Source organism: Bacillus sp. 11C, from assembly GCF_055486375.1.
The window spans coordinates 92,021-116,313 of sequence record NZ_JBUPVZ010000007.1 but is presented as its reverse complement, the minus strand read 5'-3'; the positions used below and the strand labels follow the sequence as shown (position 1 = coordinate 116,313).

At 45.1% G+C, this 24,293-nt stretch carries 24 protein-coding genes; 19 read left to right on the top strand and 5 right to left on the bottom strand.

The features are described 5' to 3' along the window. Positions 1 to 5: 5 nt before the first annotated feature. On the top strand, positions 6 to 1,184 hold the full coding sequence (locus tag ACY3LV_RS11955) for a glycosyltransferase (RefSeq protein ID WP_464863854.1): 1,179 nt from the start codon (positions 6 to 8) through the stop codon (positions 1,182 to 1,184). A 42-nt stretch (positions 1,185 to 1,226) separates the two neighbouring features. Here ACY3LV_RS11955 and ACY3LV_RS11950 read toward each other — a convergent pair whose 3' ends face one another. Next, positions 1,227 to 1,415 carry a hypothetical protein gene (locus tag ACY3LV_RS11950; RefSeq protein WP_087990849.1) on the bottom strand — a complete coding sequence of 63 codons (189 nt, stop codon included), beginning with the start codon at positions 1,413 to 1,415 and terminating at the stop codon, positions 1,227 to 1,229. 174 nt (positions 1,416 to 1,589) lie between these two features. On the opposite strand from ACY3LV_RS11950, the gene ACY3LV_RS11945 reads away from it, so the two are divergent. Further along, positions 1,590 to 2,402 carry a uroporphyrinogen-III synthase gene (locus ACY3LV_RS11945; RefSeq protein ID WP_464863853.1) on the top strand — a complete coding sequence of 271 codons (813 nt, stop codon included), beginning with the start codon at positions 1,590 to 1,592 and terminating at the stop codon, positions 2,400 to 2,402. Between the two features lie 265 nt (positions 2,403 to 2,667). Here ACY3LV_RS11945 and ACY3LV_RS11940 read toward each other — a convergent pair whose 3' ends face one another. Next, positions 2,668 to 3,501, bottom strand: a complete 834-nt coding sequence (locus ACY3LV_RS11940; protein WP_333560626.1) for a DUF4931 domain-containing protein — start codon at positions 3,499 to 3,501, stop codon at positions 2,668 to 2,670. A gap of 363 nt (positions 3,502 to 3,864) precedes the next feature. Between ACY3LV_RS11940 and ACY3LV_RS11935 the strand changes: the two genes are divergently transcribed. From ACY3LV_RS11935 to ACY3LV_RS11910, 6 genes are read left to right on the top strand one after another with little or no spacing between them, the layout of a single operon-like run. Then, on the top strand, positions 3,865 to 4,824 hold the full coding sequence (locus ACY3LV_RS11935) for a DMT family transporter (protein ID WP_333560625.1): 960 nt from the start codon (positions 3,865 to 3,867) through the stop codon (positions 4,822 to 4,824). Between the two features lie 30 nt (positions 4,825 to 4,854). After that, positions 4,855 to 5,856: a beta/alpha barrel domain-containing protein gene (locus ACY3LV_RS11930; protein ID WP_464863852.1), complete on the top strand. Its 1,002-nt coding sequence runs from the start codon at positions 4,855 to 4,857 to the stop codon at positions 5,854 to 5,856. A gap of 5 nt (positions 5,857 to 5,861) precedes the next feature. Continuing rightward, a complete protein-coding gene (locus ACY3LV_RS11925) occupies positions 5,862 to 6,668 on the top strand; it encodes an alpha/beta hydrolase (RefSeq protein WP_333560623.1) in 807 nt (268 codons plus the stop codon). A 6-nt stretch (positions 6,669 to 6,674) separates the two neighbouring features. Further along, the gene (locus ACY3LV_RS11920; protein WP_333560622.1) at positions 6,675 to 7,784 is read left to right on the top strand and encodes an isocitrate/isopropylmalate family dehydrogenase; all 1,110 of its coding nucleotides are present in this window, start codon (positions 6,675 to 6,677) and stop codon (positions 7,782 to 7,784) included. A gap of 13 nt (positions 7,785 to 7,797) precedes the next feature. After that, positions 7,798 to 8,472: an RraA family protein gene (locus ACY3LV_RS11915; RefSeq protein ID WP_464863851.1), complete on the top strand. Its 675-nt coding sequence runs from the start codon at positions 7,798 to 7,800 to the stop codon at positions 8,470 to 8,472. Further along, the gene (locus tag ACY3LV_RS11910; protein WP_464863850.1) at positions 8,469 to 9,341 is read left to right on the top strand and encodes a DUF6282 family protein; all 873 of its coding nucleotides are present in this window, start codon (positions 8,469 to 8,471) and stop codon (positions 9,339 to 9,341) included. The genes ACY3LV_RS11915 and ACY3LV_RS11910 overlap by 4 nt, the downstream gene beginning before the upstream one ends. A gap of 71 nt (positions 9,342 to 9,412) precedes the next feature. Here ACY3LV_RS11910 and ACY3LV_RS11905 read toward each other — a convergent pair whose 3' ends face one another. The 3 genes from ACY3LV_RS11905 to ACY3LV_RS11895 all read right to left on the bottom strand — a co-directional run bounded on the left by ACY3LV_RS11905 (position 9,413) and on the right by ACY3LV_RS11895 (position 12,025). Then, a complete protein-coding gene (locus ACY3LV_RS11905) occupies positions 9,413 to 10,180 on the bottom strand; it encodes an ABC transporter permease (protein ID WP_464863849.1) in 768 nt (255 codons plus the stop codon). Continuing rightward, entirely contained in the window at positions 10,180 to 10,932 is a 753-nt protein-coding gene (locus tag ACY3LV_RS11900; RefSeq protein ID WP_464863848.1) for an ABC transporter ATP-binding protein, read from the bottom strand. The genes ACY3LV_RS11905 and ACY3LV_RS11900 overlap by 1 nt, the downstream gene beginning before the upstream one ends. Positions 10,933 to 11,050: 118 nt before the next feature. Further along, entirely contained in the window at positions 11,051 to 12,025 is a 975-nt protein-coding gene (locus tag ACY3LV_RS11895; RefSeq protein WP_464863847.1) for a DMT family transporter, read from the bottom strand. A gap of 130 nt (positions 12,026 to 12,155) precedes the next feature. On the opposite strand from ACY3LV_RS11895, the gene ACY3LV_RS11890 reads away from it, so the two are divergent. The 11 genes from ACY3LV_RS11890 (at position 12,156) to ACY3LV_RS11840 (ending at position 24,251) form a co-directional block, all read left to right on the top strand. Then, positions 12,156 to 12,653 (top strand): cupin domain-containing protein, encoded by a 498-nt coding sequence (locus ACY3LV_RS11890; RefSeq protein ID WP_464863846.1) that lies wholly within the window; start codon positions 12,156 to 12,158, stop codon positions 12,651 to 12,653. Positions 12,654 to 13,044: 391 nt separating this feature from the next. Further along, the gene (locus ACY3LV_RS11885) at positions 13,045 to 13,467 is read left to right on the top strand and encodes a helical membrane plugin domain-containing protein (protein ID WP_148963878.1); all 423 of its coding nucleotides are present in this window, start codon (positions 13,045 to 13,047) and stop codon (positions 13,465 to 13,467) included. A 39-nt stretch (positions 13,468 to 13,506) separates the two neighbouring features. Next, positions 13,507 to 14,685 (top strand): NAD(P)/FAD-dependent oxidoreductase, encoded by a 1,179-nt coding sequence (locus ACY3LV_RS11880; protein WP_148963877.1) that lies wholly within the window; start codon positions 13,507 to 13,509, stop codon positions 14,683 to 14,685. 199 nt (positions 14,686 to 14,884) lie between these two features. Beyond that, positions 14,885 to 16,306 carry a glucuronate isomerase gene (gene uxaC / locus ACY3LV_RS11875; RefSeq protein ID WP_464863845.1) on the top strand — a complete coding sequence of 474 codons (1,422 nt, stop codon included), beginning with the start codon at positions 14,885 to 14,887 and terminating at the stop codon, positions 16,304 to 16,306. 82 nt (positions 16,307 to 16,388) lie between these two features. Then, positions 16,389 to 17,768 carry an MFS transporter gene (locus tag ACY3LV_RS11870; protein WP_464863844.1) on the top strand — a complete coding sequence of 460 codons (1,380 nt, stop codon included), beginning with the start codon at positions 16,389 to 16,391 and terminating at the stop codon, positions 17,766 to 17,768. A 103-nt stretch (positions 17,769 to 17,871) separates the two neighbouring features. Then, a complete protein-coding gene (gene allD, locus ACY3LV_RS11865) occupies positions 17,872 to 18,885 on the top strand; it encodes an ureidoglycolate dehydrogenase (RefSeq protein WP_464863843.1) in 1,014 nt (337 codons plus the stop codon). Between the two features lie 5 nt (positions 18,886 to 18,890). Then, on the top strand, positions 18,891 to 19,910 hold the full coding sequence (locus ACY3LV_RS11860; RefSeq protein WP_464863842.1) for a zinc-binding alcohol dehydrogenase family protein: 1,020 nt from the start codon (positions 18,891 to 18,893) through the stop codon (positions 19,908 to 19,910). A 24-nt stretch (positions 19,911 to 19,934) separates the two neighbouring features. Continuing rightward, positions 19,935 to 21,014 carry a mannonate dehydratase gene (uxuA, locus tag ACY3LV_RS11855; RefSeq protein ID WP_464863841.1) on the top strand — a complete coding sequence of 360 codons (1,080 nt, stop codon included), beginning with the start codon at positions 19,935 to 19,937 and terminating at the stop codon, positions 21,012 to 21,014. Further along, on the top strand, positions 21,011 to 21,847 hold the full coding sequence (locus ACY3LV_RS11850) for an SDR family oxidoreductase (RefSeq protein WP_333560612.1): 837 nt from the start codon (positions 21,011 to 21,013) through the stop codon (positions 21,845 to 21,847). Before uxuA ends, ACY3LV_RS11850 begins: the two co-directional genes overlap by 4 nt. A 46-nt stretch (positions 21,848 to 21,893) precedes the next feature. Beyond that, on the top strand, positions 21,894 to 23,162 hold the full coding sequence (locus ACY3LV_RS11845; protein WP_464863840.1) for an MFS transporter: 1,269 nt from the start codon (positions 21,894 to 21,896) through the stop codon (positions 23,160 to 23,162). A gap of 87 nt (positions 23,163 to 23,249) precedes the next feature. Further along, a complete protein-coding gene (locus tag ACY3LV_RS11840; protein ID WP_464863839.1) occupies positions 23,250 to 24,251 on the top strand; it encodes a LacI family DNA-binding transcriptional regulator in 1,002 nt (333 codons plus the stop codon). Positions 24,252 to 24,293: the final 42 nt, after the last annotated feature.

Below are 24,293 nucleotides of genomic sequence, written 5' to 3'. Positions count from 1 at the left end.
GTTTCATGAAAAAGTACCATATTTCGCTCATCAATATCCCGGCGTACGGGCATGTCAATCCTACGCTGGCATTAGTAGAGAAGCTTTGTGAGAGAGGGCATCGTGTCACGTATGCCACGACGGAGGAGTTCGCGCCTGCTGTTCAGAAAGCCGGTGGAGAAGCACTAATTTATCATACCTCGTTGAACATTGACCCTAAGCAAATCAGGGAGATGATGGAAAAGAATGACGCGCCGCTCAGTCTCTTAAAAGAATCACTGAGCATTCTGCCGCAGCTTGAGGAGTTATATCAAGATGATCAGCCTGATCTGATCATCTATGATTTTGTCGCGCTGGCTGGAAAATTATTTGCTGACAAGCTTCATGTGCCCGCTGTCAAGCTTTGTTCATCATATGCCCAAAATGAATCCTTTCAGCTTGGAAGTGAAGACATGCTGAAAATGATAAAAGAGGCCGAGGCTGAATTTAAAGCCTACTTGGAGCAAGAGCAATTGCCGGTTGTTTCATTTGAACAATTAGCTGTGCCGGAAGCATTAAATATTGTCTTTATGCCGAAGTCTTTTCAAATCCAGCATGAGACGTTCGATGACCGTTTCTGTTTTGTCGGCCCTTCCCTTGGAAAACGGACGGAACAAGAAAGCCTGTTGATTGAAAAGGGTGATCGCCCGCTTATGCTGATTTCATTGGGAACGGCGTTTAACGCATGGCCGGAATTTTATAAGATGTGCATCGAGGCATTTCGGGATTCTTCGTGGCAAGTGATCATGTCGGTCGGGAAAACGATTGATCCTGAAAGCTTGGATGATATCCCTGCTCACTTTACCATTCGCCAAAGCGTGCCGCAGCTTGAGGTGTTGGCGAAAGCCGATTTGTTTATTTCTCATGGCGGGATGAACAGTACGATGGAAGCAATGAATGCCGGTGTGCCGCTTGTCGTCATTCCGCAAATGTATGAGCAGGAGCTCACCGCAAAGCGTGCCGACGAATTAGGCCTTGGCGTTTATTTGCCGAAAGAGGAAGTCACTGTTTCCAGGCTGCGGGAAGCAGTTCAGGCCGTATCCGGTGATCAAGAGGTGTTAAGCCGCGTCAAAAACATGCAAAAGGATGTAAAAGAAGCAGGCGGAGCGGAGCGTGCGGCGGCAGAGATTGAAGCGTTTATGAAAAAAACGGCTGTTCCGCAGTAAATCACAAAAACCGAAATCAAAAATTCGATTTCGGTTTTTTGTTTAGATATTTTTTTTCAACCCACATCTCCGGCATTCTCTTAGAAATTTTCCGCCTTTTACAGAGCTTTTGAACAGTGTGTAATCACAATTGTCACAGCGCCCGCTGCGGACGTCCGGGTATTCATTGAATTCGTAAACGATCGATGTATCGTAGCCTTTTGTTTCATATTCTTCATTTTTTGTTTCCATGTCGATCCTCCGTTAGCAAACGTGTCTGCTGTTTATATTACAGCAAGCTTCAGGTGTATTCAAATGGATTTTAGAGGCTTGGGTTTATCTTGATTTCTCCCTTGGTTTGCGCCACAATAGCTTTATTAAGCTCGTATATATAAAAAAACTATGCAAAGAGGAGAGGAAACGGGTATGGGAAAAGGGTTACATGGAAAACGCGTGGCGATCGGGGGCTCCCGAAAAACGGAAGAAATCAGCACAATCATTGAAAAACAGGGCGGAACTTCTGTCATCCGGCCTCTCCAAGGAACGGTTTATTTAGCTGAGAAGCAGGTGGAGCCGGATTTGCGGGCGTTTGCGGAGGAAAAAGCTGACTGGTTCATTTTCACGACAGGTATTGGCACAGAGACTCTTGTCGATATGGCAGAGAAAATTGGTATGAAAGAGGAGTTTCTGCAGGCGATTCGCCAGGCCAAAGCGGCATGCCGGGGATACAAAACGCTGTCTGTGCTGAAAAAGCTTGGGATCACACCGGAAGCTTCTGACGAAGATGGGACAACAAAGGGTTTAATCCGGTCCTTGGCGCCTTACGACTTTTCAGGAAAAACAGTTATGGTGCAGCTTCATGGAGAAAACGCGCCGGCCCTCATGGCATTTCTTGAAGAAAAGGGCGCGTCTGTCCTGCCGGTTCTGCCTTATCAGCACATCCCGCCTGAGGAGGAAACAGTGGAGCAGTTATGCCGGGAGCTGATGAACGGTGAGATCGACGCCGTTTGTTTTACAACTGCAATTCAGGTTCGTTCCCTGTTTGACTTTGCCAAGGAGCGCGGCTATATCAATGAATTGAAGGCCGTATTCGAAGAGCGCGCCATCGCTGCGGCTGTCGGAAAAGTGACTGCTGAAGCACTGCGGGAAGAAGGCATCACGAGACTGCTTGCTCCGGAGATTGAGCGGATGGGCGCGATGATTATCGAGCTGTCTAAGTATTATGAAGAAAAAGAATAACCAATACAAAAGCCGCTTTCCAAAAGGGAAGCGGCTTTCAGCGTGTCGACAAACCCTCTCATACGTTGTCAAGCCTGCGTTTCGGTGCTCACGAATTCCAACATTCGCTGTGCTTCGATGCTCGTTATTCCTAGACTTCAAGGGTTTTCAAACATGCTCAAAAATGACTGTGTCTTGCTAAAAGGATGATTTTAAATTGTGAGTTGCCTCCAACAATACTTTTTATATTTGCTCATTATTGAAGCCCCCTGCACGTTTAAACCTCTCAGTTGCCTTTTATACTGTCAAACTTCGAAGCATTCGTTTTCGATAGCACATTGTTTTCTTTCATCGGGGTATTCAGTTTTTTCTGCAATTCTTCTTTTATTTCATGTAATCGCTCATCTACCGAGACTTGCGGGATTTTATAGCCGACGAAGAAAGGGGAAACGACGAATCTCGGTACGATTTTGCAGATGATATGATGATTTGTATGATAGAAAAATAAATTATAGCTTGTACATTTATAGCTGAAATCTTGGGTCAAATATGTAACAGCTGTTTGAATGTAATCAGCCATTAGGTCTGTATGCTCCAGCGAGTCACTTATGATGACGTTCATTTCAGTAAAACCCATAATCGGATCGCTCGACAGATTGAATTCAGCTTGATTCGGATTCTCTGCAATCTTGATCCCTAGAAAATTCTCATATGAGAGCGATTCCATATAATCCGCATGTTTCAATCCGACAATCTGCATATGGGCGTGTTTTATACTGCCGCCTGAAAGCGGGCCATGGTTTTTATACAATATAACGCTTTTGTATTGAGGATCTTTTTCCATATGTATCAATTTTTCTAAACTAAACCGTATCAGTTTTCTCATTTTTTTATTGCTGTAAGTCGTTATATCTTCGTTGCACTGGCCTGTCTCCACAATCAGCGTCTGGTACGTATCTTGGATGGTGGGGTATTTATTTTCGAGCCAAATCATATCCCCGTCAGTTTCTAAAATGCCGGTAAGGTTATCGCGGTCACAAAAAGGACAGGCGTTTTGCTTATTGACAATGGTTTCAGGTTTTTGTGAACTGATATAGCTGGAAAAATATAATTTTTGCATTTGATAAAACGACCTTTCAAAATTTTCTAAATACCTTATGTCACTTTAACATTCTATATGGGTTACATTCTGCTTGCAATATTTTCTTTGTTTTTTGTTTAAAATCTCCAAAAAATAAAAGAATTCATTTTTTTTGAAAAATAATAAGGAGAGATGTGCACGTTTCCATGATACGTAAAACCTTGATTTATTAGGGTTTTAATATATTTTTTCGTAAGTCGAAAGTTGTTAATTCAAAATTAATAAAAATAAAAATTTTTTGAAAATAATAGTTTACAAATATTACCCTCCTGTGTATATTAGGAAATATCTTACGGAAAGGAGAAAATTGGGAGTATTTCAATAAAAGGAGAGAGCAAGAACATGACAACATCCCATTTTAAAAAAGGCGTGCTTTTTTGCCTGATTGCAGGTATTTGTTTTGGAGCGCAATGGCCTGTAGCTGGAAGAGCTCTGAAACATATTGATCCATTCTTTTTTACACTGATACGTTATCTGATTGTGGCAGTCGTACTATCTATCATTCTGTTTTTTACAGAGGGAGCTAAAAGTTTTAAGACGGAAGGGAAACTGGTTCCGATTTGGTTTTATGGGAGTATGGCATTCTGCGCTTATAATTTTCTTGTGTTTTTAGGGCAAAAGATGGCAGGTGATAACGGGGCTATTTTAGGCTCTATATTAATGGCATTGATCCCGATGGTGTCACTGCTTGTTTTATGGGTTTACAAAAAGAACAGACCGGCGAATGTTACATTGCTTTTGGTTGGCGTGTCTTTCATCGGCGTATTGCTGGTTGTGACAAAGGGAGATATTGCTTTCTTTGCGGACAGCAATAAACAGGCAGTTCCTATTATTTTAATGTCAATCAGCGTGTTAGCGTGGGTTCTTTATACGATTGGAGGAAGCAGCTTTCCGGATTGGTCATCCTTGCGTTACACAGCGTTGAGCTGTATTTTCGGAAATGTTACGTCTATAGTTGTTATTTCAATATTCGTAATCTTGGGAAAAGTAGAAGTGCCTGCTGTCAATCAAGTCATGGAGATCAAATGGGAAATGATGTACATGAGTATTTTTGCAGGTGTTATCGGTGTGTTTGCATGGAATATCGGCAATAAGATACTGACACCGATCAACGGTTCTTTGTTTATGAACTTGGTTCCGATTGTGTCGTTTATGATTTCCATTATCACAGGCTATAAAATGTCGCCTGTTGAAGCGGGCGGAGCCTTCTTAACGATCGGTGCGATTGTGTTAAATAATATTTATCAGAGACGGCGTTCTGTGATGCCTGCGGTGAGGACAAGCAAAAAAGAAGCGGTATAACATCAAATCCAAACAAAAAGGGGTTTTAAGATGAGTATAAAATTAATGGATGTCACGTTAAGAGAATCAGTTCATGTTGAAGGGGCGAAGATCAATTTAGATGCTGCCCGTCAAGTCGTCAGCGGACTTTCAAAAGCGAATGTTGATTTTATCGAAATCGGATATGTGTCTTCGAACGAAGGGATGAATCTGCAAAGCTGCTGTCCGATTGAATACATAGAAGAAATGGCTTGCGCGATAGGTGCGGGGTCAAGCTCACAATTGGTGCTCATGCTGCATCCGGCACAATATAAAGAAGAATTTCTCGAACGGATGAAGCATCCTTCAGTCGGTATGGTCCGTTTATGCATTCCTCTTGCGAAAACGGATGCCAGCCTGCCGGTTATCAAAGAATTGAAAGCACACCGGATTCATGTCAGCGCAAACTTAATCAGAGCAAGTCACGCGAATATCCAAGATATCATCGTATTTACAGAAAAAGTTATAGAGGCGGGAGCCGATTACATTTACTTGGCTGATTCTAACGGAGCCATGATGCCACCCGCTGTGTCCTCTTTATTTACCAAGCTGAAAGAACATTCATCTGTAGAACTCGGTTTTCATCCTCATGACAATTTGGGCCTTGCTTCGGCAAATGCGATTGATGCGATCCAATGCGGTGTCCAGTTCATTGACGGAAGTTTATACGGTTTTGGGAAAGGACCGGGGAACCTGTGCATCGAGACATTTGCAGCGATACTCAATCGCTTAGACCTCAGCAAAAAATATGACATTTGTGAATTAATCCAGTTATCAAGACAAGCCTACTCCCTGTTCATCAATGATACATCAGAGAATTCCTTCTATGACAAAGAGGAAGGGATTTTGTCGGGACTGCATAATTTGAATTTAGATGTACTGGACAAGCTCGATAGAATGGCACAATCAAGCGGTCTTAAATTATTGGATCTATTAGTCATTTTAGAAAAGCAGACGTTGGTTCATCGTGCGGAATTTGCGCTACGAAGCACCGAGCTGAGTCAAGTAGGGTGAGTATGATGATGAACAAAGAAAATGTAAAACGCAGCTGGAAACTAGAGCTAGGAACCGGAGACAGAGTGATTTTGGTTTTGCCAAGAATGGACGCAGACGCATTAAGCCGGGAAGAATGGATGGTGTCACTTGCGCCGTACATTGACGACTATACATTTATCATTCTAGATGTCCCGGAAAAACTGATTCAAGAAAATAATGAAAAAGATTCATTTACCGTCCCTGAACTGGCACAGTGGGCACATGAATATGTCGAAAAGAACAACATTACACCTTATATGATTTGGGGCTTTTCACTCGGTGGGATGATGGCTCAGTATTTAAGCACGTTTAATGAATATGCAGACACTCCTATTTTATTGGTGTCCACCATGCTTTATCCAAATAAAAAATTAAAGGCTGTCTTTTCCACATGGTATATGCTTTGCGACAAATTTGGCGTCAAAGGGCTTCAAGCGGGTCTAGTGCCATGGGTCGTAAAAGAAAGCGAGCTGCCGATATTCCGATTGGAGACAACAGACATAGAAGATGAGGCGATTGCGGTTGCCAAAATGAAAGCCGGTGTGCAAGCCATTATAAACCATAACGGCAAAACATATCATGATCAGATGAAGTCGCCGATTCAAATCATTTTCGGAGAAGAATCGATATTATTAGGGAAAGAAGAGTCCGAATACTTCGAAAAATATATGCCGCAGGCGAACATTCATTTTATCCAAAACAGCGGTATGCGCATGTTTGGTGAAAAACCAGACGAAGTCAAACAAGTAATCGAAAAATTTATTGATTCACATTTTGGAGCAGAGGTGTAAAAACATATGGCAAAAATAACAGCAGCGGTTTTACCAGGAGATGGAATCGGTCCTGAGGTTATCGAATGCAGTTTACCGGTATTTGATCGATTAGGTGTCGATATTGATTTAAAGTTCGGTGATATCGGATGGGAGTTTTGGAAAAAAGAAGGTGACCCAGTTCCGCAAAGAACGTGGGATTTAATTGAAACAAGTGATGTGACACTATTAGGCGCAATCACCAGCAAACCTCACGCTCAGGGCTTAAAAGAATTAGATCCGTCATTACAAGATCAAAACCTGAAGTATGTCTCGCCTGTCATTCAGCTGCGACAAAAATTAAATTTGTTCGCGAATGTGCGTCCGGCTTACAGTTTAGACCATCAGCAATCTAAAAAGTTTAGAATGACCGTTATTCGCGAAAATACAGAGGGACTTTATGCAGGGCTCGACTTTTCGCCTATTCCCAAAGACCTGTTTGATTTTATTCAGGCAAACAAGAACGGACTAAATAATTGGCAGCTTGACGGGGAAGATGATGGCGGCGCCGCAATTCGGCTGATTACGAAAAATGGCTTAAGGCGGTTGTTGAAGTTTGCCTTTGAATGGGCTAAAAAATACAACTACCAACGAGTGACGTGGTCAGATAAGCCAAATGTGATGAGACAGTCCGGTCAGTTTGCGTTAACCATTTTAGAAGAAGTGGCGAAGGACTACCCAGAAGTGGATTGGGAGGTCCAAAACGTTGATGCGACAGCGATGTGGATGGTGAAAGATCCGGGACATTTCGGCGTCATTGTCAGTGAAAATCAATTCGGCGACATCCTCTCCGATCTCGGGGCAGGAATCATGGGCGGCTTAGGCCTTGCACCGAGTTCAAACTTCGGGTACGAGAATGCTTATTTTGAACCGGTACACGGCTCAGCCCCAAAACATGCCGGTAAAATGAAAGTGAATCCGATGGCTCAATTTTTAACCATTTCTCTTTTGCTTGAGCATTGCGGATATATGGAAGAAAGCATGCGGATCAAAACCGCTGTCAATAAAGTGTTAAAAGAAGGAAAAACGCTAACGTACGATTTAGGCGGTATCGCAAGCACAAAAGAAACGGCAAATGCCATCATTCAAAACTGCTAGGAGGACCAAATAAGTGGATAATCAACAAATCATAAAAGAATTGAAATCGTTTGATACGCCGACGATTTCTGACGCATTGGACAGTTTACATATAGATGGCGGATTATGCGGTATCGTACCGAGAAACACGTCTGCAAATATTTGCGGAACAGCGTTTACAGTGGAATACAGAGACCCGAACGAAGAGGAACAGCAAGTTGCCAAAGCAGCCGATTTCATTGATGCGGCTGACGAGGATTCAGTTGTCATTCTTGCCAATAACGGCCGTACGGACTGCACAGTGTGGGGCAACATTTTAACCCAACTGGCTATTCAAAAGAAAATCGCGGGCACTGTAATAGATGGTGCTTGCCGTGATATTGATTATATTCGAGAAACGGAGTACGCCATGTTCAGTAAATCTGTCTATATGAAAACGGGAAAAGGCCGAACGAAAAAAACAGCCCATCAGGTGCCCGTCACGATCAGCGGCACGGTCATTCAGCCGAACGATTTTGTTCGCGCGGACCAAAATGGAGTGATCGCCATTCCCCAAGACGTTGCCGAAGAAGTCATCAAGCGTTCCAGAGCCATTGAAGAAACGGAAGAGAAAATCAAAGAAGCCGTTTCTCGAGGCATACATTTAAAAGAAGCGCGTGAAATGTATAACTATCATCGCCCTTGGGAGAATGAAGTGACAGCCAAATGAAGCTTGAGCGTTTTTTAGATCTTCATGTACACGCATGGCCTGATACGTACAATAGAAGATATACGATTTTTAATCTGGGTGAAGAATTAAAAGCGAACAATGGTGCAGCCGTTATGAAAAGCCATTTGATGGCCACAACGCCGCTTGCGCATGCGGCCCGGGAGATGGGTCTTCCGCTCTTTGGGTCTATTACATTGAACCAGTATAACGGCGGTATCAACCGAGCGGTGGTTGAAGCAGCGATTGCTGCAAACGGCCCGGATCATTCTTCAATGATGATTTGGTTTCCCACTCTGACCATACCGTCAAACAAACCAAAAACAAAACAAACAACATCTCACCCGGTTTTAGCTGAACATACAGTGAAATATGAAAGGGTCAGCGAAAACGGAAAACTGCGCCAAGAAACAAAGGAAGTCATTCAAACAGCATCGGCGTTTAACATTCCATTAGCGACAGGCCACTCCTCAAAAGAAGAAGTGTATATGCTGATTGAAGAAACAGAAAAACAAAAATGTAAGCTGATGATTACGCACCCGTTTTACCAGTGTACGAATTTTACAATGGCTGAGGTCATCGACATGCTGTCTTCTTCAAAAAACGTCTATGTTGAATTTGCCGTTTTAATGAGCAAAATCGGTTACGATCGGCACGAGGATTTAGTTAAAGTGCTGAAAACATGGGGAACAGATCGCATATGCGTATCAACGGATTTCGGTCAGTTGAAGAATGGGACAGTGACTGAGGCATATACGGAATATTTGACAGAGGTAAAAAAAGCTGCTGAAGCAAACGGGTTTGATTTGAATCAAAACATCGCTGACGAGATTTGCTATTTGAATCCAACTGCTTTTTTAGGTGTGAAATAATGGTCAGCCCTTTCCTTTTCGGGAAGGGCTGATCTTTTTATGGAATGATTGTGATGTATAAATATTCTCTGTCAAGCAGAATCAGTAAACCCGTTCTCCTTCAGCTGCTGATGCGCTGTGAATAATGACGGGTATGTCAGCACACTTAAGATCACACATGTCAGTGCGGCTGACGCCATCGTTGTGAACACGATCAGCAGCTGAAAGCGTACCGCCTGAATCGGGTCCGCGCCGGCTAGTATCTGGCCGGTCATCATGCCTGGAAGCTGAACAAGCCCCAGCGTTTTTTGGCTTTCCAGCGTCGGGATCATACTCATTTTCATCGCTGAAGTAAGAATACGCTGTATGGATTGCTTCGGTGTGCCTCCAAGAGACAGTATCAATTGTATCTCTTCTTTGCGAACGCCGATTTCTGAGCTAAGCCGGTTTAAAAACAGACTTGCGAGCACCATCGAATTTCCGATGACCATCCCGCTGATCGGAATGACATATCGGGCAGTAAGCGGAATGATGTGAAGAGACAGCAAAATTCCCTGCGTCACAATTTCTACAATCGCTAACGCTGCGAACACTCTCCAAAACGAACCAACTGTATTTTTCTTTCGTTTGATGACATTTTGCGCCGCCACTACCAGCATTAACAGCACCATCAGCAAAATAAATACAGGGTGGTCTCCGCGGAAAATCAGCGACAGTACATAACCGATGACAAGCAGCTGTACCGCGGCCCGGATCGTGGCGATGATCATGTCTTTTTCAACGCCGGCTTTAAAGGATTTTGATAAAAACAAGGCGATCAAAACAAAGATCATCGTTAAAGAGAGGGAAAGGTAATCCATTACCGGGTGCCTCCCTTCAAAAATTCTTTGGCTGCTTCATGCTGCGGATCGGAGAAAAAGGTTTCGGCTGCTGCGATTTCAAGAAGCCGGCCATCCGCCATAAACCAAATGGTATCGGCAACTCGTTTTGCTTGCTCCATATTATGAGTCACCCACATGACTGTCCATTTTTTCTTTTGATGCTGACGTTTGATCAGTTCTTCAATCTCAAGAGCAGAAACCGGATCCAAGGCCGATGTGATTTCGTCCAGCAATAGAATAGAGGAAGGATTAGTGAGCGTTCTGGCTAGTGACAGCCGTTGCCGCTGCCCGCCCGATAAATCCTTGGCGCTTCTGTCTAACAGCTCTGGCGGGAGCCCTGTAAGAGAAGCGAGCTCTTCAGGGGAGTACAGCTGGGATTGATGCAGCCTTTGGACCAGACTTAGATTATCGCGCACTGTCCCATCGAGGACGGGGGCAGATTGAAACGCGAGGGCTGCCGTTCGCCTCAGCTCATTGACATTCCAATGCCTGACTTCCTTTCCGTATATTTTTACTTCGCCGCTATCAGGCGTTCTCATTAAATTGCACATGGACAGGAGGGTGCTTTTGCCTGAACCGGAAGGGCCTAAAACGGCCGCGATTGCGCCCTGTTGAATGTCTCCGGTGACATCTTGCAACACATCATAGATTTGTCCATCTTGTTCATAGCTTTTTCTAACTGATCTGAAGGAGATGGCTGGGTTGTTTTGTGTTTGATTGTTTGCTTCCATTACAATAATCACCTTTCAGTAAAGTAGGCTGATACTATATGTAAATATAACGTGAAACAGATATCTTTTGGTAGCAATAATAAAAGAGAACAGGTTTTCACCCATTCTCCGGCAGATGCTACGCGGTCAGATTTGACTGTGTTTTCTTTTTCAGTTTTCCCGGTTGTGAAGCAAAGGTGTGCAATACCATCCCCGCCATAATAATGAATAAACCGGCAAATGATAATAGGGATGGGAAAACGCCTGACAGCAGAACAATTTCACCAAGCAGCGCGAAAATCACTTCACCGGATTGAGTTGCTTCAACTGCTGCGAGCTTTTGCGGATTGTCTCTTACCATATCAGTGGCCCAGAAAAATAAAACGGTCGCAATGATGCCTGAGCTGACGGCCACGCTGAAGGATTGAACGGTTTGCCCCGCTGTCGGAAGTCCGTCTGACCACCAGCCGTAAGCTGCTATGATCAGCCAGAACGGAAGGCTGGCCAAGGTCATTCCCAGCACACGCTGAAATGTATCAAGCCGGCCTCCGTATTCCTCGAGCATCCTCCGGTTCCCTAACGGATAGGCAAAAGCCGCAATGACAACCGGCAGCACACTGAAAAGCAGTGTCTTCCCAGAAAGCGATTCTGCATGCTGAAGCTGAATGAGCGCCGCTCCGATCAGAATGATCACGGACGTGCCAAGTGAAACAAGGGGAATCTTTTGCCGAACGAGCTGCGGGCCTCCCTGCAACTCTTTTTTGACATAAAAAAGTGGAGATAGGAGCACACCGGCTACAATGGTGATTTGCCAAGTGCCGGCTACAAGCCACCCGGGACCGTATGCAGCCGCAAATGTGATCGGCGCGTAAAAAAGCACGAAGCCGATAAAGCTCCATTTGATCCAAAAAAACGGCTTTTTCCGCATCTCTTGTAAGAGAGGGGCGAATGTCCCTCTTATGATGACAATCAAACATAAAAACGGCACCATAAAAATAAAGCGCAGCGAAGAGCTCCAAAGCCAGCTGCCTCCGGATAATTCCATCGCTCTGTTTAAAATAAAGGTAACGGCGAAAAAGAGTGAAGCCAATATTCCGATAAAGATTGCTTTCATGATATCCCTCATTCTGGCATTATTTTTTATACTATACTATTCGGTATCGCCCAGATCAATGGAGTCGTGAGAAAATAAACATGTTTTACAAACCGCTATGTGTGGAAGACAAAAAATGGAGGTGGCATTGATGGAAGCAGAGACAAAGACGTATTTCTTTCAGGATGACGGCAGGATTCCGAATCACCCTGATTTTCCGCTTATTGTGTATCAAAACGCACTCAAGGACACCGGTTGGGCAGAGCGGATTGTCAACCGGCATGGCTGGTCGAACAGCTGGTCAGGGAGTGTTTTTCCATACCATCACTATCACAGCAATACGCATGAAGTCCTGATTGCAGTCCGGGGAGAGGCTGTGATTCAATTTGGGGGAGAAAAAGGGGCCGCCATTCCTATCAAATCGGGCGACGCAGTCGTGATTCCAGCCGGAGTCGGCCATAAAAAGCGAAGCGCGAGCTCCGATTTTACCGTCATTGGCGCTTATCCGGGAGGCGTTCAGTATGATATGAAGACGGGAGAGCCAAGTGAAAGAGAGGAAGCGATGGAACAGATCAAGCAGGTGTCATTGCCGGAGAATGACCCGATCACAGGAAAAAGAGCGCCTCTTTTAAAAATATGGGTAAAGTGAAGGGGAGAAAATTGGCGGATTGTCAATAACTAGTGCCGCAGAAACGTTATGACACGGGCTCCATCTAAATTAATTTCATAATCGAAGCAATTCACGTTCAAATTTTGTTCAAAAAGTGTTATCATATAGAAGGTAATCGAATTGGAGTTTTTTGTGTTTGCTATTTTCAGAGAGAGTAAAGGATTTTTGACTTATTCAATTGTTTATTTTTGAGATAAAAATAATACTGAATATGGCAAGATGAAAAACTGGGTAGTAAACATTTATTTTTGTAAATGATTGTGCATGAATTCACAATCCTTATTCTTATGCTTTCAAGTATGAGATCAGGGAGAGGCACTACCCTTTCCAAAAAAATCTGCAAACTGCTTATAGTAAAGGAGAATTGGATATGCCAGAAACAATCGATCAAACAAATGCGTCTGTCAGCCAAAGCCAGCAAGATCTTATTGATCAGCTGTTAAAGCCAGAAGTTCAAGAATCACTGACTGTTTTAGTTGACCAGCTTCCAAAACTGACTGAGTTAGTGAATATTTTAACGAAGTCTTATGATTTCGCTCAGTCTGTAGCAACTGACGAAGTGTTAAAAAGCGACACTGTCGGTGCGATCACTGAAATGCTTGAGCCTGTAAAAGAAACAGCGAAAGAAGTGGCTGCGACTGCAATCGAAGCGAAAGACCGCGCTGATGCAAGCAGCGAAACGATTGGTCTATTCGGCCTGTTACGCATGCTGAAAGATCCTCAAGCTCAAAAGCTGTTCCGTTTTGCTAACAGCTACCTTGAAGTCATGAACGAACGCGAAAACCAAAAATAATCTCAGATTCAAATTGATATAAAGGACGGAGGATATACGATGTCAAAACATATTGTCATTCTAGGCGCTGGTTATGGCGGAGTTCTTTCTGCTCTAACAGTTCGCAAACATTACACTAAAGAACAAGCAAAAGTGACAGTGGTAAACAAATACCCAACTCACCAAATCATTACGGAATTACACCGTCTTGCAGCAGGCAACGTGTCTGAAAAAGCGATTGCAATGCCATTAGAAAAACTTTTCAAAGGTAAAGACATTGACCTTAAAATTGCGGAAGTAAGCTCTTTCTCTGTTGATAAAAAAGAAGTAGCGCTTGCTGACGGTTCTGCATTATCTTACGATGCGCTTGTTGTAGGCCTTGGTTCTGTAACAGCTTACTTCGGCATCCCGGGTCTTGAAGAAAACAGCATGGTATTGAAATCTGCTGCCGATGCGAACAAAGTCTTCCAGCATGTTGAAGATCGTGTGCGCGAGTACGCTCAAACGAAAAACGAAGCTGATGCAACAATCCTTATCGGCGGAGGCGGCTTAACAGGTGTTGAGCTTGTCGGTGAGCTTGCTGACATCATGCCGAACCTTACGAAAAAATACGGCGTAGACCATAAAGAAATCAAATTGAAACTGGTTGAAGCAGGTCCGAAAATCCTTCCTGTTCTACCGGATGATCTGATCGAACGCGCGACTGCGAGCCTTGAAAAACGCGGCGTTGAGTTCTTAACAGGTCTTCCTGTTACAAATGTGGAAGGTAACGTGATTGATCTGAAAGACGGATCTAAAGTTGTTGCCAACACATTTGTTTGGACTGGCGGCGTACAAGGCAACCCATTAGTCGGTGAATCAGGTCTTGAAGTGAACCGCGGACGCGCTACAGTAAATGACTTCCTGCAATCTGCATCTCATGAAGATGTATTCGTTGCCGGAGACAGCGCAGTTTACTTCGCTCCAGACGGCCGTCCATACCCGCCGACTGCACAAATCGCATGGCAAATGGGTGAGCTGATCGGTTACAACCTATTCGCTTACTTAGAAGGCAAAACGCTTGAAACATTCAATCCAGTAAACTCTGGTACACTTGCAAGCCTTGGACGCAAAGACGCGGTTGCCATCATTGGTGAAAATTCTACACCGCTTAAAGGTCTTCCTGCTTCCTTGATGAAAGAAGCAAGTAACGTACGCTACTTAACACATATTAAAGGACTTTTCAGTCTGGCTTACTAATCTTTTCTTATAGAATCGACATTGCAGGAAGCGTTCCTCACGGAGTGTTTTCCGGCGATGTCTTTTTTTTACTTGTTTGATAACGTTAACATTTCATTTTCAAAAAAGAGATTGATCGCAGAGGAATATAAAGGTAAAATAAAGCTAAATCAAAATGTTCACGTTAACATTTTGAAATCGAATGAAAGACGGTGAGGACATGGAACCCTTTATGGGCGACAATTTTTTGCTGAAAAATGAAACCGCTGTCAGCCTCTATCACAATTATGCGAAAGACATGCCGATTATTGATTACCACTGCCACTTAAGCCCGAAAGAAATCTATGAAAATAAGACATTTCAAAACATCACGGAAGCCTGGCTGTATGGAGACCATTACAAATGGCGCGTCATGAGAGCCAATGGAATTGATGAGACATACATTACCGGCGATGCGTCTGATGAGGAGAAATTTACGGCTTGGGCGAAAACTGTGCCGATGGCGATCGGCAATCCGCTCTACAATTGGACTCACTTAGAACTGCAGCGCTTTTTTGGGATTTATGAGATTTTTAATGAGCAATCCGCGCCGGCTATATGGAAACGGACGAATGAACTGCTCCAAGGAGAGGGCTTCGGGGCAAGGGATTTGATCGTGAAATCAAATGTAAAGGTCGTTTGCACAACTGATGATCCTGTCGATTCTCTTGAATACCATCTATTATTAAAAGAAGACAAAGATTTTCCTGTCAGCGTACTGCCGGGATTTCGGCCGGATAAGGGACTTGAGATCAATCGTGAAGGCTTTCCTGATTGGGTGAAGGCGCTTGAAGATGCCGCAGCCATATCGATTACAACCTACGATGAGTTTCTAAAGGCGCTGGAAAAACGAGTGCGATACTTCCACTCAGCCGGCGGAAGAGTGTCTGATCACGCGATAGATTCGATGGTATTTGCCGAAACGACAAAAGAGGAAGCGGGGCGGATTTTTTCTGACAGATTACAAGGGGCAGAGGTTTCTTATGAAGATGAGAAAAAATTTAAGACGTATACGCTTCAGTTTCTTTGCGGTTTGTATGCGGAGCTCGATTGGGCAATGCAGTTTCATATCAACGCTTTAAGAAACACGAATACTAAAATGATGAAGAGGCTCGGACCCGACACAGGCTATGATTCTATGAATGATGAATTAATCGCTAAGCCTTTGTATAAGCTGCTGAACTCAGTTGAAATAAAGAACCAGCTGCCTAAAACGATTTTATATTCACTTAATCCAAACGATAACTATGTTATCGCCAGCATGATCAACAGTTTTCAGGACGGCATCACCCCTGGGAAAATACAATTCGGTACAGCCTGGTGGTTTAACGACACAAAAGACGGGATGCTCGATCAAATGAAAGCGTTGTCAAATGTCGGCCTTTTCAGCCGTTTTATCGGCATGCTCACAGATTCCAGAAGCTTTCTTTCCTATACGCGCCACGAATATTTCAGGCGGATCGTCTGCAACTTGATCGGTGAATGGGTGGAAAACGGTGAAGTGCCGCATGATATGAAGCTTTTGGGAAGCATTGTTCAGGGAATTTGCTATGACAATGCGAAACACTACTTTCAATTTCAAGAAGAGAAAGCAAACGTGTAACCCAATGTCCGCTCAGCATCACAATCATGTGTCATCCTGAGCGGACCACTACCCGAAAATTTTTATGATACAGAGGTGGAAGATGCGAACTGAACTGGCAAATAAGGTTGTGTCGATTGAAACGGAGAAAAGGCTTTCGTTGAAAGAGAAAATTTCCTATGGATTTGGTGATTTTGGCAACGGTTTTATGTTTGATCTCGGCCAGATTTATTTATTGAAGTACTTTACTGATGTAGCGGGAATCCCGGCTGCGATGGCCGGCGGCATTTTTTTAGTCAGCAAGCTGTTTGCGGCGATAACCGATCCGATTGTCGGCTCATCAATTGATTATCGCAAACATATCGGCAAACGGGGTAAATTCAGGCCTTATCTATTAATCGGCAGCATCGTGCTTGCGCTGCTTACTGTTCTTATTTTTCTGTCTCCCAATGTATCAACGACTGGAAAACTGATTTATGCATATGCATCATATATGATTTGGGGCATCGGCTATTCGTTTGTGAACATTCCGTACGGCTCATTAGGAGCAGCGATGACTCAAAATTCTGAGGATCGGACCTCCATTTCGACTTTCCGCCAAATCGGATCGCTTGGAGCCTTGTTTATCACAAGTGTGGCTGTGATGCCGCTGCTCGTCAAGTTTGATAATCCGAAGGTCGGCTACCCGGTGGTCATGGGCTTATTCGCCGCACTCGGTGTGCTTTGGTTTTATATTTGCTACCGCAACTGCAAAGAGCGCATTGTCATATCGGAGGCGCCAAAAGAAAAATTAACACTCTCATCTATCGTCAAAACATTTATCACAAACAAACCGCTCTTAACCCTGGTCCTGATGACGATTTTTTCAATTTCCGCATACAACATTAAATCCGCCATGCTCATCTATTTCGCACAATATAATCTGGGCAATGTTGAACTGATGGCATATATGAATTTTATAATTATCGGTTCTTCCTTTTTGGGCGTCGTATTCCTGCCAAAGCTCGTCAAGATATTTGGTAAGAAACGAACGGCAATGATCGGCTTCGGCATCAGTGTGGCCGCGGATCTGATCAACTTTATGCTTCCATCAAACGTTTATATGTTTACGATTCTCGCCAGCATCGCCTTTATCGGAATCAGTATCCCAAATGGCATCACGTGGGCGCTTGTCTCCGATATTATTGACTATGGCGAATGGAAATCCGGTGAACGGAAAGAAGCAACGACATATTCACTTTTTAACTTCTCCAGAAAGCTTGCTCAGTCATTGTCGGGTTTTCTCTCGGGCATCGGTTTGGGAATTATCGGCTATGTGCCGAATGCTGTCCAGTCAGCACAGGCGCTGATCGGCATCAAAGCGCTGCTGCTTCTGTATCCGGCTATAGCTTTGGCATTAGCGATGATCATTATCGGCTTTCTCTATAAACTCACAGACCAGCAGCATGCACAGATTGTTCAGGATCTTCATCAAAAGAGCTGACAAAATAAAGTAAAGAATATTTAAAATAATCCATAAATAAATATATTTGTAAGGGTTTTCTATTGAGAGTGCCCAAAGAATGAAAGAGGAAGGAGGCATGTGATTGAACACGGTAACGATATCAGCTGAAGAAGCAAAGAAACTTGTTCGGCAAAAGCTGGCCTGTGCCCATTTGAATGAACGAGACGCAGAAAAAGTGGCAGATGTCCTCGTACACGCCGATTTACGCAATGTGCACTCACATGGTGTGTTGCGAACAGAACACTATGTAAACAGGCTAAGGGCGGGAGGGGTCAGCCCCGAAGCACATCCTATTTTTAAAGAAACCGGGCCTGTGACCGGGATACTTGATGGTGATGACGGATTCGGCCATGTGATTTGTGATATGGCGATGGACCGTGCAATGGACATGGCGAAGAAAAACGGAGTCGGCATGGTGACGGCTGTAAACAGCAGCCATTGCGGAGCGCTAAGCTATTTTGTGCAAAAAGCGGCTGACGAAAAGCTGATCGGTATGGCAATGACGCATACGGACAGTATCGTTGTCCCTTTTGGAGGGAGGTCTCCATTTTTAGGGACAAATCCGATTGCTTACGGTGTCCCTGCTAAGCATAAAAAACCGTTTATCCTAGATATGGCGACCTCCAAAGTGGCCTTTGGGAAGATTTTGCAGGCCCGTGAAGAGGGCGAAGCCATTCCTGAGGGATGGGGAGTCGATGAAAACGGAGAAGCAGTAACCGATCCCTACAAGGTCGCCTCTCTTTCAACATTCGGCGGCCCGAAAGGCTATGGGCTATCTATAATAGTGGATGTGTTTTCCGGATTGCTGGCGGGCGCGGCTTTTGGCCCTCATATAGCCAAAATGTACAGCGGGCTTGAGCAAAAAAGAAAGCTGGGGCATTACGTTTGCGCGATCAATCCGTCCTTTTTTACAGACCATGATACGTTTTTAGAGCAGATGGATGCCATGCTCAATGAATTGCAGCAGTCACCGCCGGCTGCTGGAGTCGAGAGAGTGTATGTACCCGGCGAGATCGAGCAGCTGCATGAAGAAAGAAATAAGGTGCACGGAATATCAATCGCTCGGAGCGTGTATGAATTCTTAAAAAGCAGGTGAGAAAAATGAAAGCGGTTCAAGTGCGAAAGGCGTATGATCTGGTGACAGCGGAGATGAAGAAGCCGGTTCTATCAAAGGATGATGAAGTGCTCGTGAAAGTCAAGCGAGCCGGGATTTGCGGCTCAGACATGCACATTTATCATGGCACGAATCCGCTCGCCACCCTCCCGAGAGTCATCGGACACGAGGTAACGGGGCAAGTGGAGGAAGTTGGCGCGAATGTGCAGAGCCTAAAAACCGGTGACCACGTTGTGATTGAGCCGATTTCTTATTGCGGGACGTGTTATGCCTGCCGCAAAGGGCGCCCGAATGTCTGCGCAAAGCTTTCTGTGTTCGGCGTACATGTGGACGGCGGCATGCGGGAATATGTTGTGCTTCCGGAAAGACAGCTTCACGCAGTCTCAAAGGACTTGCCTTGGGAGGAAGCGGTCATGGCCGAGCCTTATACGATAGGTGCCCAGGCAGTGTGGAGAGGCCAGGTGGAAAAAGGAGACACCGTTCTGATCCAGGGAGCGGGGCCCATCGGGATCTGTGTGTTAAAAATGGCAAAGCTTGCGGGCGCTGCCGTCTTGATGACTGACTTGAACAGCGAACGGCTGGCATTTGCGAAAGAAAACGGTGCCGATGCTGTCGTAAATGCACAAACAGAACATGTTGCTGAGCGGGTCCGGGAATGGACTGGGAATGAAGGAGCCAATGTGGTCATTGATGCGGTTTGTCTGCCGGCGACTTTTGAGCTTTCAGTTGAGGCCGTTTCTCCGGCGGGGCATGTGGTTGTCCTTGGATTTGATGAAAGAGCGGCACAAATTTCTCAGCTGCCGATAACCAAAAAAGAAGTCACGATAACCGGATCGAGATTGCAGACCAATCAGTTTCCGAAAGTGGTAGAGCTTTTGAATAAAGGACGGTTAACGCATAATGGGTTGATAACGCATACATTTTCAGTAGATGACGTCCATCACGCATTTCAGCTTATCAAGGAGCAACCAGATCAAGTGCGGAAAGCCGTCATCACGTTTGATTAATCGACTGAATCCGGAGGTGTGCACATGAATATGACATTTCGATGGTATGGACGAGGCAACGATACAGTCACACTTGAACACGTGAAGCAAATTCCCGGAGTCAAAGGCATCGTCTGGGCTCTCCATCAAAAACCTGTCGGCGATGTGTGGGAAAAAGATGAAATTAGAGCCGAGACCGAATATATTCAATCCTATGGTTTTCATGCTGAAGTTGTAGAAAGCGTGAATGTTCATGAAGCGATTAAACTCGGTAATGAAGAACGCGGCCGGTATATTGAAAACTACAAACAAACAATCCGCAATCTTGCCGAATTTGGCGTGAAAGTGATTTGCTATAATTTCATGCCGGTGTTTGACTGGACACGCACGGACATGTTCCGCCCGCTGGAAGATGGATCAACCGCTTTGTTTTTTGAAAAGGCCAAGGTGGAGAGCCTTGAGCCCCAAGAGCTGATTCGGACGGTGGAGCAAGCATCTGACATGACACTGCCGGGGTGGGAGCCGGAAAAATTAGCCCGGATCAAAGAGCTGTTTGCAGCATACAGAACGGTCGATGAAGAACAGCTATGGGACAATTTATCATTCTTTTTGGAAGAAATTCTTCCGGTTGCAGAAAGTCACGGTGTTCAAATGGCTATTCATCCGGATGACCCGCCATGGCCGATTTTCGGACTGCCGCGCATAATCACAGGGGAGGCAAGTTATAAGAGACTAAGAGCGATATCAGATTCACCGTCTAATGGCATCACCTTTTGTACAGGTTCAATGGGAGCCAATCCCGCTAATGACATGATGGAAATCGCTAAAACGTATGCCGGCATCGCCCCCTTTTCACATATTCGCAATGTGAAAATTTACGAGAATGGCGATTTTATTGAAACCTCTCATCTGACAAATGATGGTTCGATCAACCTTCAAGGCGTAATGGAAGAACTGCATAAGCAGGATTACGAAGGATATGTGAGACCAGATCATGGGCGCCATCTTTGGGGTGAGCAATGCCGCCCGGGTTATGGCTTGTACGATCGGGCCCTTGGCATTATGTATTTGAACGGGCTATGGGACGCATATGAAGCAATGGCGAAAAAAGAGGTGGAAGCATGATTCCGCTGCATGAGAACCTGGCTGGTAAAACGGCTGTCATCACTGGCGGGAGCGGCGTGCTTTGCTCAGCGATGGCCCGGGAGCTTGCCAGACAAGGCATGAAGGTAGCGATATTGAACCGGACGGCTGAAAAAGGCCAAGCGGTCGTGGATAAGATTGCGGCTGCTGGCGGCACAGCATGCTCTGTTTCTGCGGATGTGCTGGACAGGGGGTCACTGGTGCAGGCAAAGGAGGATATCCTCGGCCGGTTTGGCTCTGTCGATCTGCTAATAAACGGGGCTGGCGGCAATCATCCTGCAGCGATAACCGATGTGGAGACGTATGAAGAAGCGGGAGAAGGCCAATCCTTTTTTGATCTGGATGAGGGGGGCTTTTTAACTGTATTCTCCACCAACTTCACCGGTGCGTTTCTGGCCTCTCAAGTGTTTGGAAAAGAGCTGCTGAAGGCTGATTCACCTGCGATTATCAACCTTTCTTCCATGAGTGCTTATTCACCGATGACGAAGGTTCCGGCATACAGTGCCGCCAAAGCATCCATCAATAATTTTACGATGTGGATGGCCGTTCATTTTGCCGAGACCGGACTGCGGGTCAATGCGATTGCCCCTGGATTCTTTCTGACGAAACAAAATCATGATCTGCTGATCAATCAAGATGGAACATTCACCAGCCGATCTAACAACATTATTGCGGGAACACCGATGAAGCGCTTTGGAAAACCGGAAGACCTGCTCGGCACGCTTCTTTGGCTGGCGGATGAATCCTATTCCGGTTTTGTCACCGGAATTACCGTCCCTGTCGATGGAGGATTTATGGCTTATTCAGGCGTGTAGCGAATCAGCGCAACAGAAACTGAACCAACATAGGGGTGAGGTTGAGATGTTCTCAAAAGATAAGCTTCCCATTATCCTTTTTTTGTTCCTGGCAGGAGTGATTAATTATCTGGATCGCTCGGCGCTTTCTATTGCCGCACCTTTTATTCAGGATGATCTCACATTGTCTGCCACGCAAATGGGCTTGATTTTCAGCAGTTTTTCGGTTGGTTACGCCATTTTCAACTTTCTTGGGGGAGTGGCGTCTGACCGCTATGGGGCGAAGCTGACTTTGTTTGTCGCCATGGTCGTTTGGTCGCTGTTCAGCGGCGCAGTCGCCCTCGCCTTTGGTTTTGTCAGCCTGCTGATGATACGCATCCTCTTTGGAATGGGAGAAGGTCCGCTGTCTGCGACCATCAACAAGATGGTGAATAACTGGTTCCCGCCGACACAACGGGCGTCCGTTATCGGGGTGACCAATAGCGGAACGCCGCTCGGGGGAGCCATTTCCGGACCGATCGTCGGCATGATCGCAATCGCGTTCAGCTGGAAGGTATCCTTCGTTCTCATTATGATCATTGGATTATTATGGGCAGTGCTTTGGCTCAAGTTCGTCAAAGAAAAGCCGCCAGCGGCGATGGGAGATGCCCCCGCGATCAAAATAGAAACGTCTCCCCGTGAAAACATTCCGCTTATTTTTTACCTGAAGCAAAAAACAGTCCTGTTCACAGCATTTGCTTTTTTCGCTTACAACTACATCCTCTTCTTCTTTTTGACGTGGTTTCCGAGCTACCTTGTCGAAGAGCGGGGGTTAAGTGTTGAATCGATGAGTGTGATTACGGTCATTCCGTGGATTTTAGGCTTCATCGGCCTTGCAGCGGGGGGATTTGTTTCTGACTATGTGTATAAAAAAACAGCCCGAAAAGGTGTGCTGTTCTCGCGCAAGGTTGTGCTTGTATCATGTTTGTTTTCATCAGCGATCCTGATTGGTTTGGCAGGGATTGTGACAACTACTGCGGGCGCTGTCACACTTGTCGCTTTATCAGTGTTCTTTCTCTATTTGACCGGCGCGATCTATTGGGCTGTCATTCAAGATGTGGTCGATCAAAACAATGTCGGTTCTGTAGGCGGCTTCATGCATTTCCTCGCCAACACGGCAGGAATTATCGGCCCGGCTTTAACCGGTTTTATCGTTGACCAAACGGGCACGTTTTCTGGAGCATTTTTGCTTGCCGGAGGGCTGGCGGTCTTCGCTTCACTTGCTGTTATTCGTTTTGTCCGTCCGATCATCGGAAAACTGGCAGGAACAGAAGCTGAGAATCCGGTGTCTTATTAATCTGGAAATATAGTGGGAGAGACGGTATGTTTGATGATACAATATACAGTAAATATCGTAGCCGGTATGAATAAGGAAGGGAATTAGATGGTAACCATAAAAGATATCGCAAAACTCGCAAACGTATCCCACACAACCGTTTCCAGAGCACTCAACAACAGCCCTTACATCAAAGAACATACGAAGAAAAAAATACTGGAGCTCGCAGCACAGCTCAACTATACGCCGAATGTAAACGCGAAAAGCTTGGCGATGCAAAAGTCACATACAATCGGGCTTTTCTTTACAAGCATCACAAATGGAACCTCACACAGCTTCTTTGCTGATACAATCAAAGGCGTCAATCGAGCCATTAGTGAGAATTACAATCTGTATGTACGCGGCATTGATGATCTAAAAAACTATGACTCTGTTACGCCGATGAGATATGACGGCATCATTTTAATGAGCCAAAGTGACATTGATAATTCTTTTATTTATCATATTCGGGAAAAAAACATCCCGCTCGTCGTGCTGAATCGCGATATTGATGATCGAGGCATCACGAATATTTTGTCTAATGACAAGGAAGGCTCTCAGGAAGCTGTAGAATCCTTCATTAAGAACGGACATCAAGACATCGCCATCATCGAGGGGATCGAAGGCTTTAAATCCTCCCAGCAGCGAAAGGAGGGCTACTTAGCCGCATTGATTCATCATCATATACCGATCAAACATGAATACAGTGTCAAAGGGCAATACGATATGGAAAGCGGCTTTCAAGCGATGGAACGGTTGCTGGCGCTGCCGAATCCTCCAACCGCTGTCTTTTGTTCGAATGATGATATGGCAATCGGAGCGATGAATGCGATATTCGCAAAGGGCCTGCGTGTTCCTGACGATATTTCCGTAATCGGATTTGATGATATTGGGTTTTCGCAATACATTACGCCAAGGCTTTCGACAGTGAAGCGTCCGGTTGAGAAAATCAGCGTGCTTGGCGCACAAAAACTGTTGTCGCTGATCAGTGAGCCGGAAACAAAAGCAGAAAAAATCTTGGAAAATACAGAATTCATGGTGCGTGATTCTGTTAGACAATGGACCACGTGATGCCCTCGTTTTTCGGCGGGCATTCTTTATACTGAAAAATGT

Bases quoted from the DNA above. Each gene is read 5' to 3' on its own strand.
- ACY3LV_RS11955 (WP_464863854.1), top strand. From the start codon at position 6: ATGAAAAAGTACCATATTTCGCTCATCAATATCCCGGCGTACGGGCAT.
- ACY3LV_RS11950 (WP_087990849.1), bottom strand. From the start codon at position 1,415: ATGGAAACAAAAAATGAAGAATATGAAACAAAAGGCTACGATACATCG.
- ACY3LV_RS11945 (WP_464863853.1), top strand. From the start codon at position 1,590: ATGGGAAAAGGGTTACATGGAAAACGCGTGGCGATCGGGGGCTCCCGA.
- ACY3LV_RS11940 (WP_333560626.1), bottom strand. From the start codon at position 3,501: ATGCAAAAATTATATTTTTCCAGCTATATCAGTTCACAAAAACCTGAA.
- ACY3LV_RS11935 (WP_333560625.1), top strand. From the start codon at position 3,865: ATGACAACATCCCATTTTAAAAAAGGCGTGCTTTTTTGCCTGATTGCA.
- ACY3LV_RS11930 (WP_464863852.1), top strand. From the start codon at position 4,855: ATGAGTATAAAATTAATGGATGTCACGTTAAGAGAATCAGTTCATGTT.
- ACY3LV_RS11925 (WP_333560623.1), top strand. From the start codon at position 5,862: ATGATGAACAAAGAAAATGTAAAACGCAGCTGGAAACTAGAGCTAGGA.
- ACY3LV_RS11920 (WP_333560622.1), top strand. From the start codon at position 6,675: ATGGCAAAAATAACAGCAGCGGTTTTACCAGGAGATGGAATCGGTCCT.
- ACY3LV_RS11910 (WP_464863850.1), top strand. From the start codon at position 8,469: ATGAAGCTTGAGCGTTTTTTAGATCTTCATGTACACGCATGGCCTGAT.
- ACY3LV_RS11905 (WP_464863849.1), bottom strand. From the start codon at position 10,180: ATGGATTACCTTTCCCTCTCTTTAACGATGATCTTTGTTTTGATCGCC.
- ACY3LV_RS11900 (WP_464863848.1), bottom strand. From the start codon at position 10,932: ATGGAAGCAAACAATCAAACACAAAACAACCCAGCCATCTCCTTCAGA.
- ACY3LV_RS11895 (WP_464863847.1), bottom strand. From the start codon at position 12,025: ATGAAAGCAATCTTTATCGGAATATTGGCTTCACTCTTTTTCGCCGTT.
- ACY3LV_RS11890 (WP_464863846.1), top strand. From the start codon at position 12,156: ATGGAAGCAGAGACAAAGACGTATTTCTTTCAGGATGACGGCAGGATT.
- ACY3LV_RS11885 (WP_148963878.1), top strand. From the start codon at position 13,045: ATGCCAGAAACAATCGATCAAACAAATGCGTCTGTCAGCCAAAGCCAG.
- ACY3LV_RS11880 (WP_148963877.1), top strand. From the start codon at position 13,507: ATGTCAAAACATATTGTCATTCTAGGCGCTGGTTATGGCGGAGTTCTT.
- uxaC (WP_464863845.1), top strand. From the start codon at position 14,885: ATGGAACCCTTTATGGGCGACAATTTTTTGCTGAAAAATGAAACCGCT.
- ACY3LV_RS11870 (WP_464863844.1), top strand. From the start codon at position 16,389: ATGCGAACTGAACTGGCAAATAAGGTTGTGTCGATTGAAACGGAGAAA.
- ACY3LV_RS11860 (WP_464863842.1), top strand. From the start codon at position 18,891: ATGAAAGCGGTTCAAGTGCGAAAGGCGTATGATCTGGTGACAGCGGAG.
- uxuA (WP_464863841.1), top strand. From the start codon at position 19,935: ATGAATATGACATTTCGATGGTATGGACGAGGCAACGATACAGTCACA.
- ACY3LV_RS11850 (WP_333560612.1), top strand. From the start codon at position 21,011: ATGATTCCGCTGCATGAGAACCTGGCTGGTAAAACGGCTGTCATCACT.
- ACY3LV_RS11845 (WP_464863840.1), top strand. From the start codon at position 21,894: ATGTTCTCAAAAGATAAGCTTCCCATTATCCTTTTTTTGTTCCTGGCA.
- ACY3LV_RS11840 (WP_464863839.1), top strand. From the start codon at position 23,250: ATGGTAACCATAAAAGATATCGCAAAACTCGCAAACGTATCCCACACA.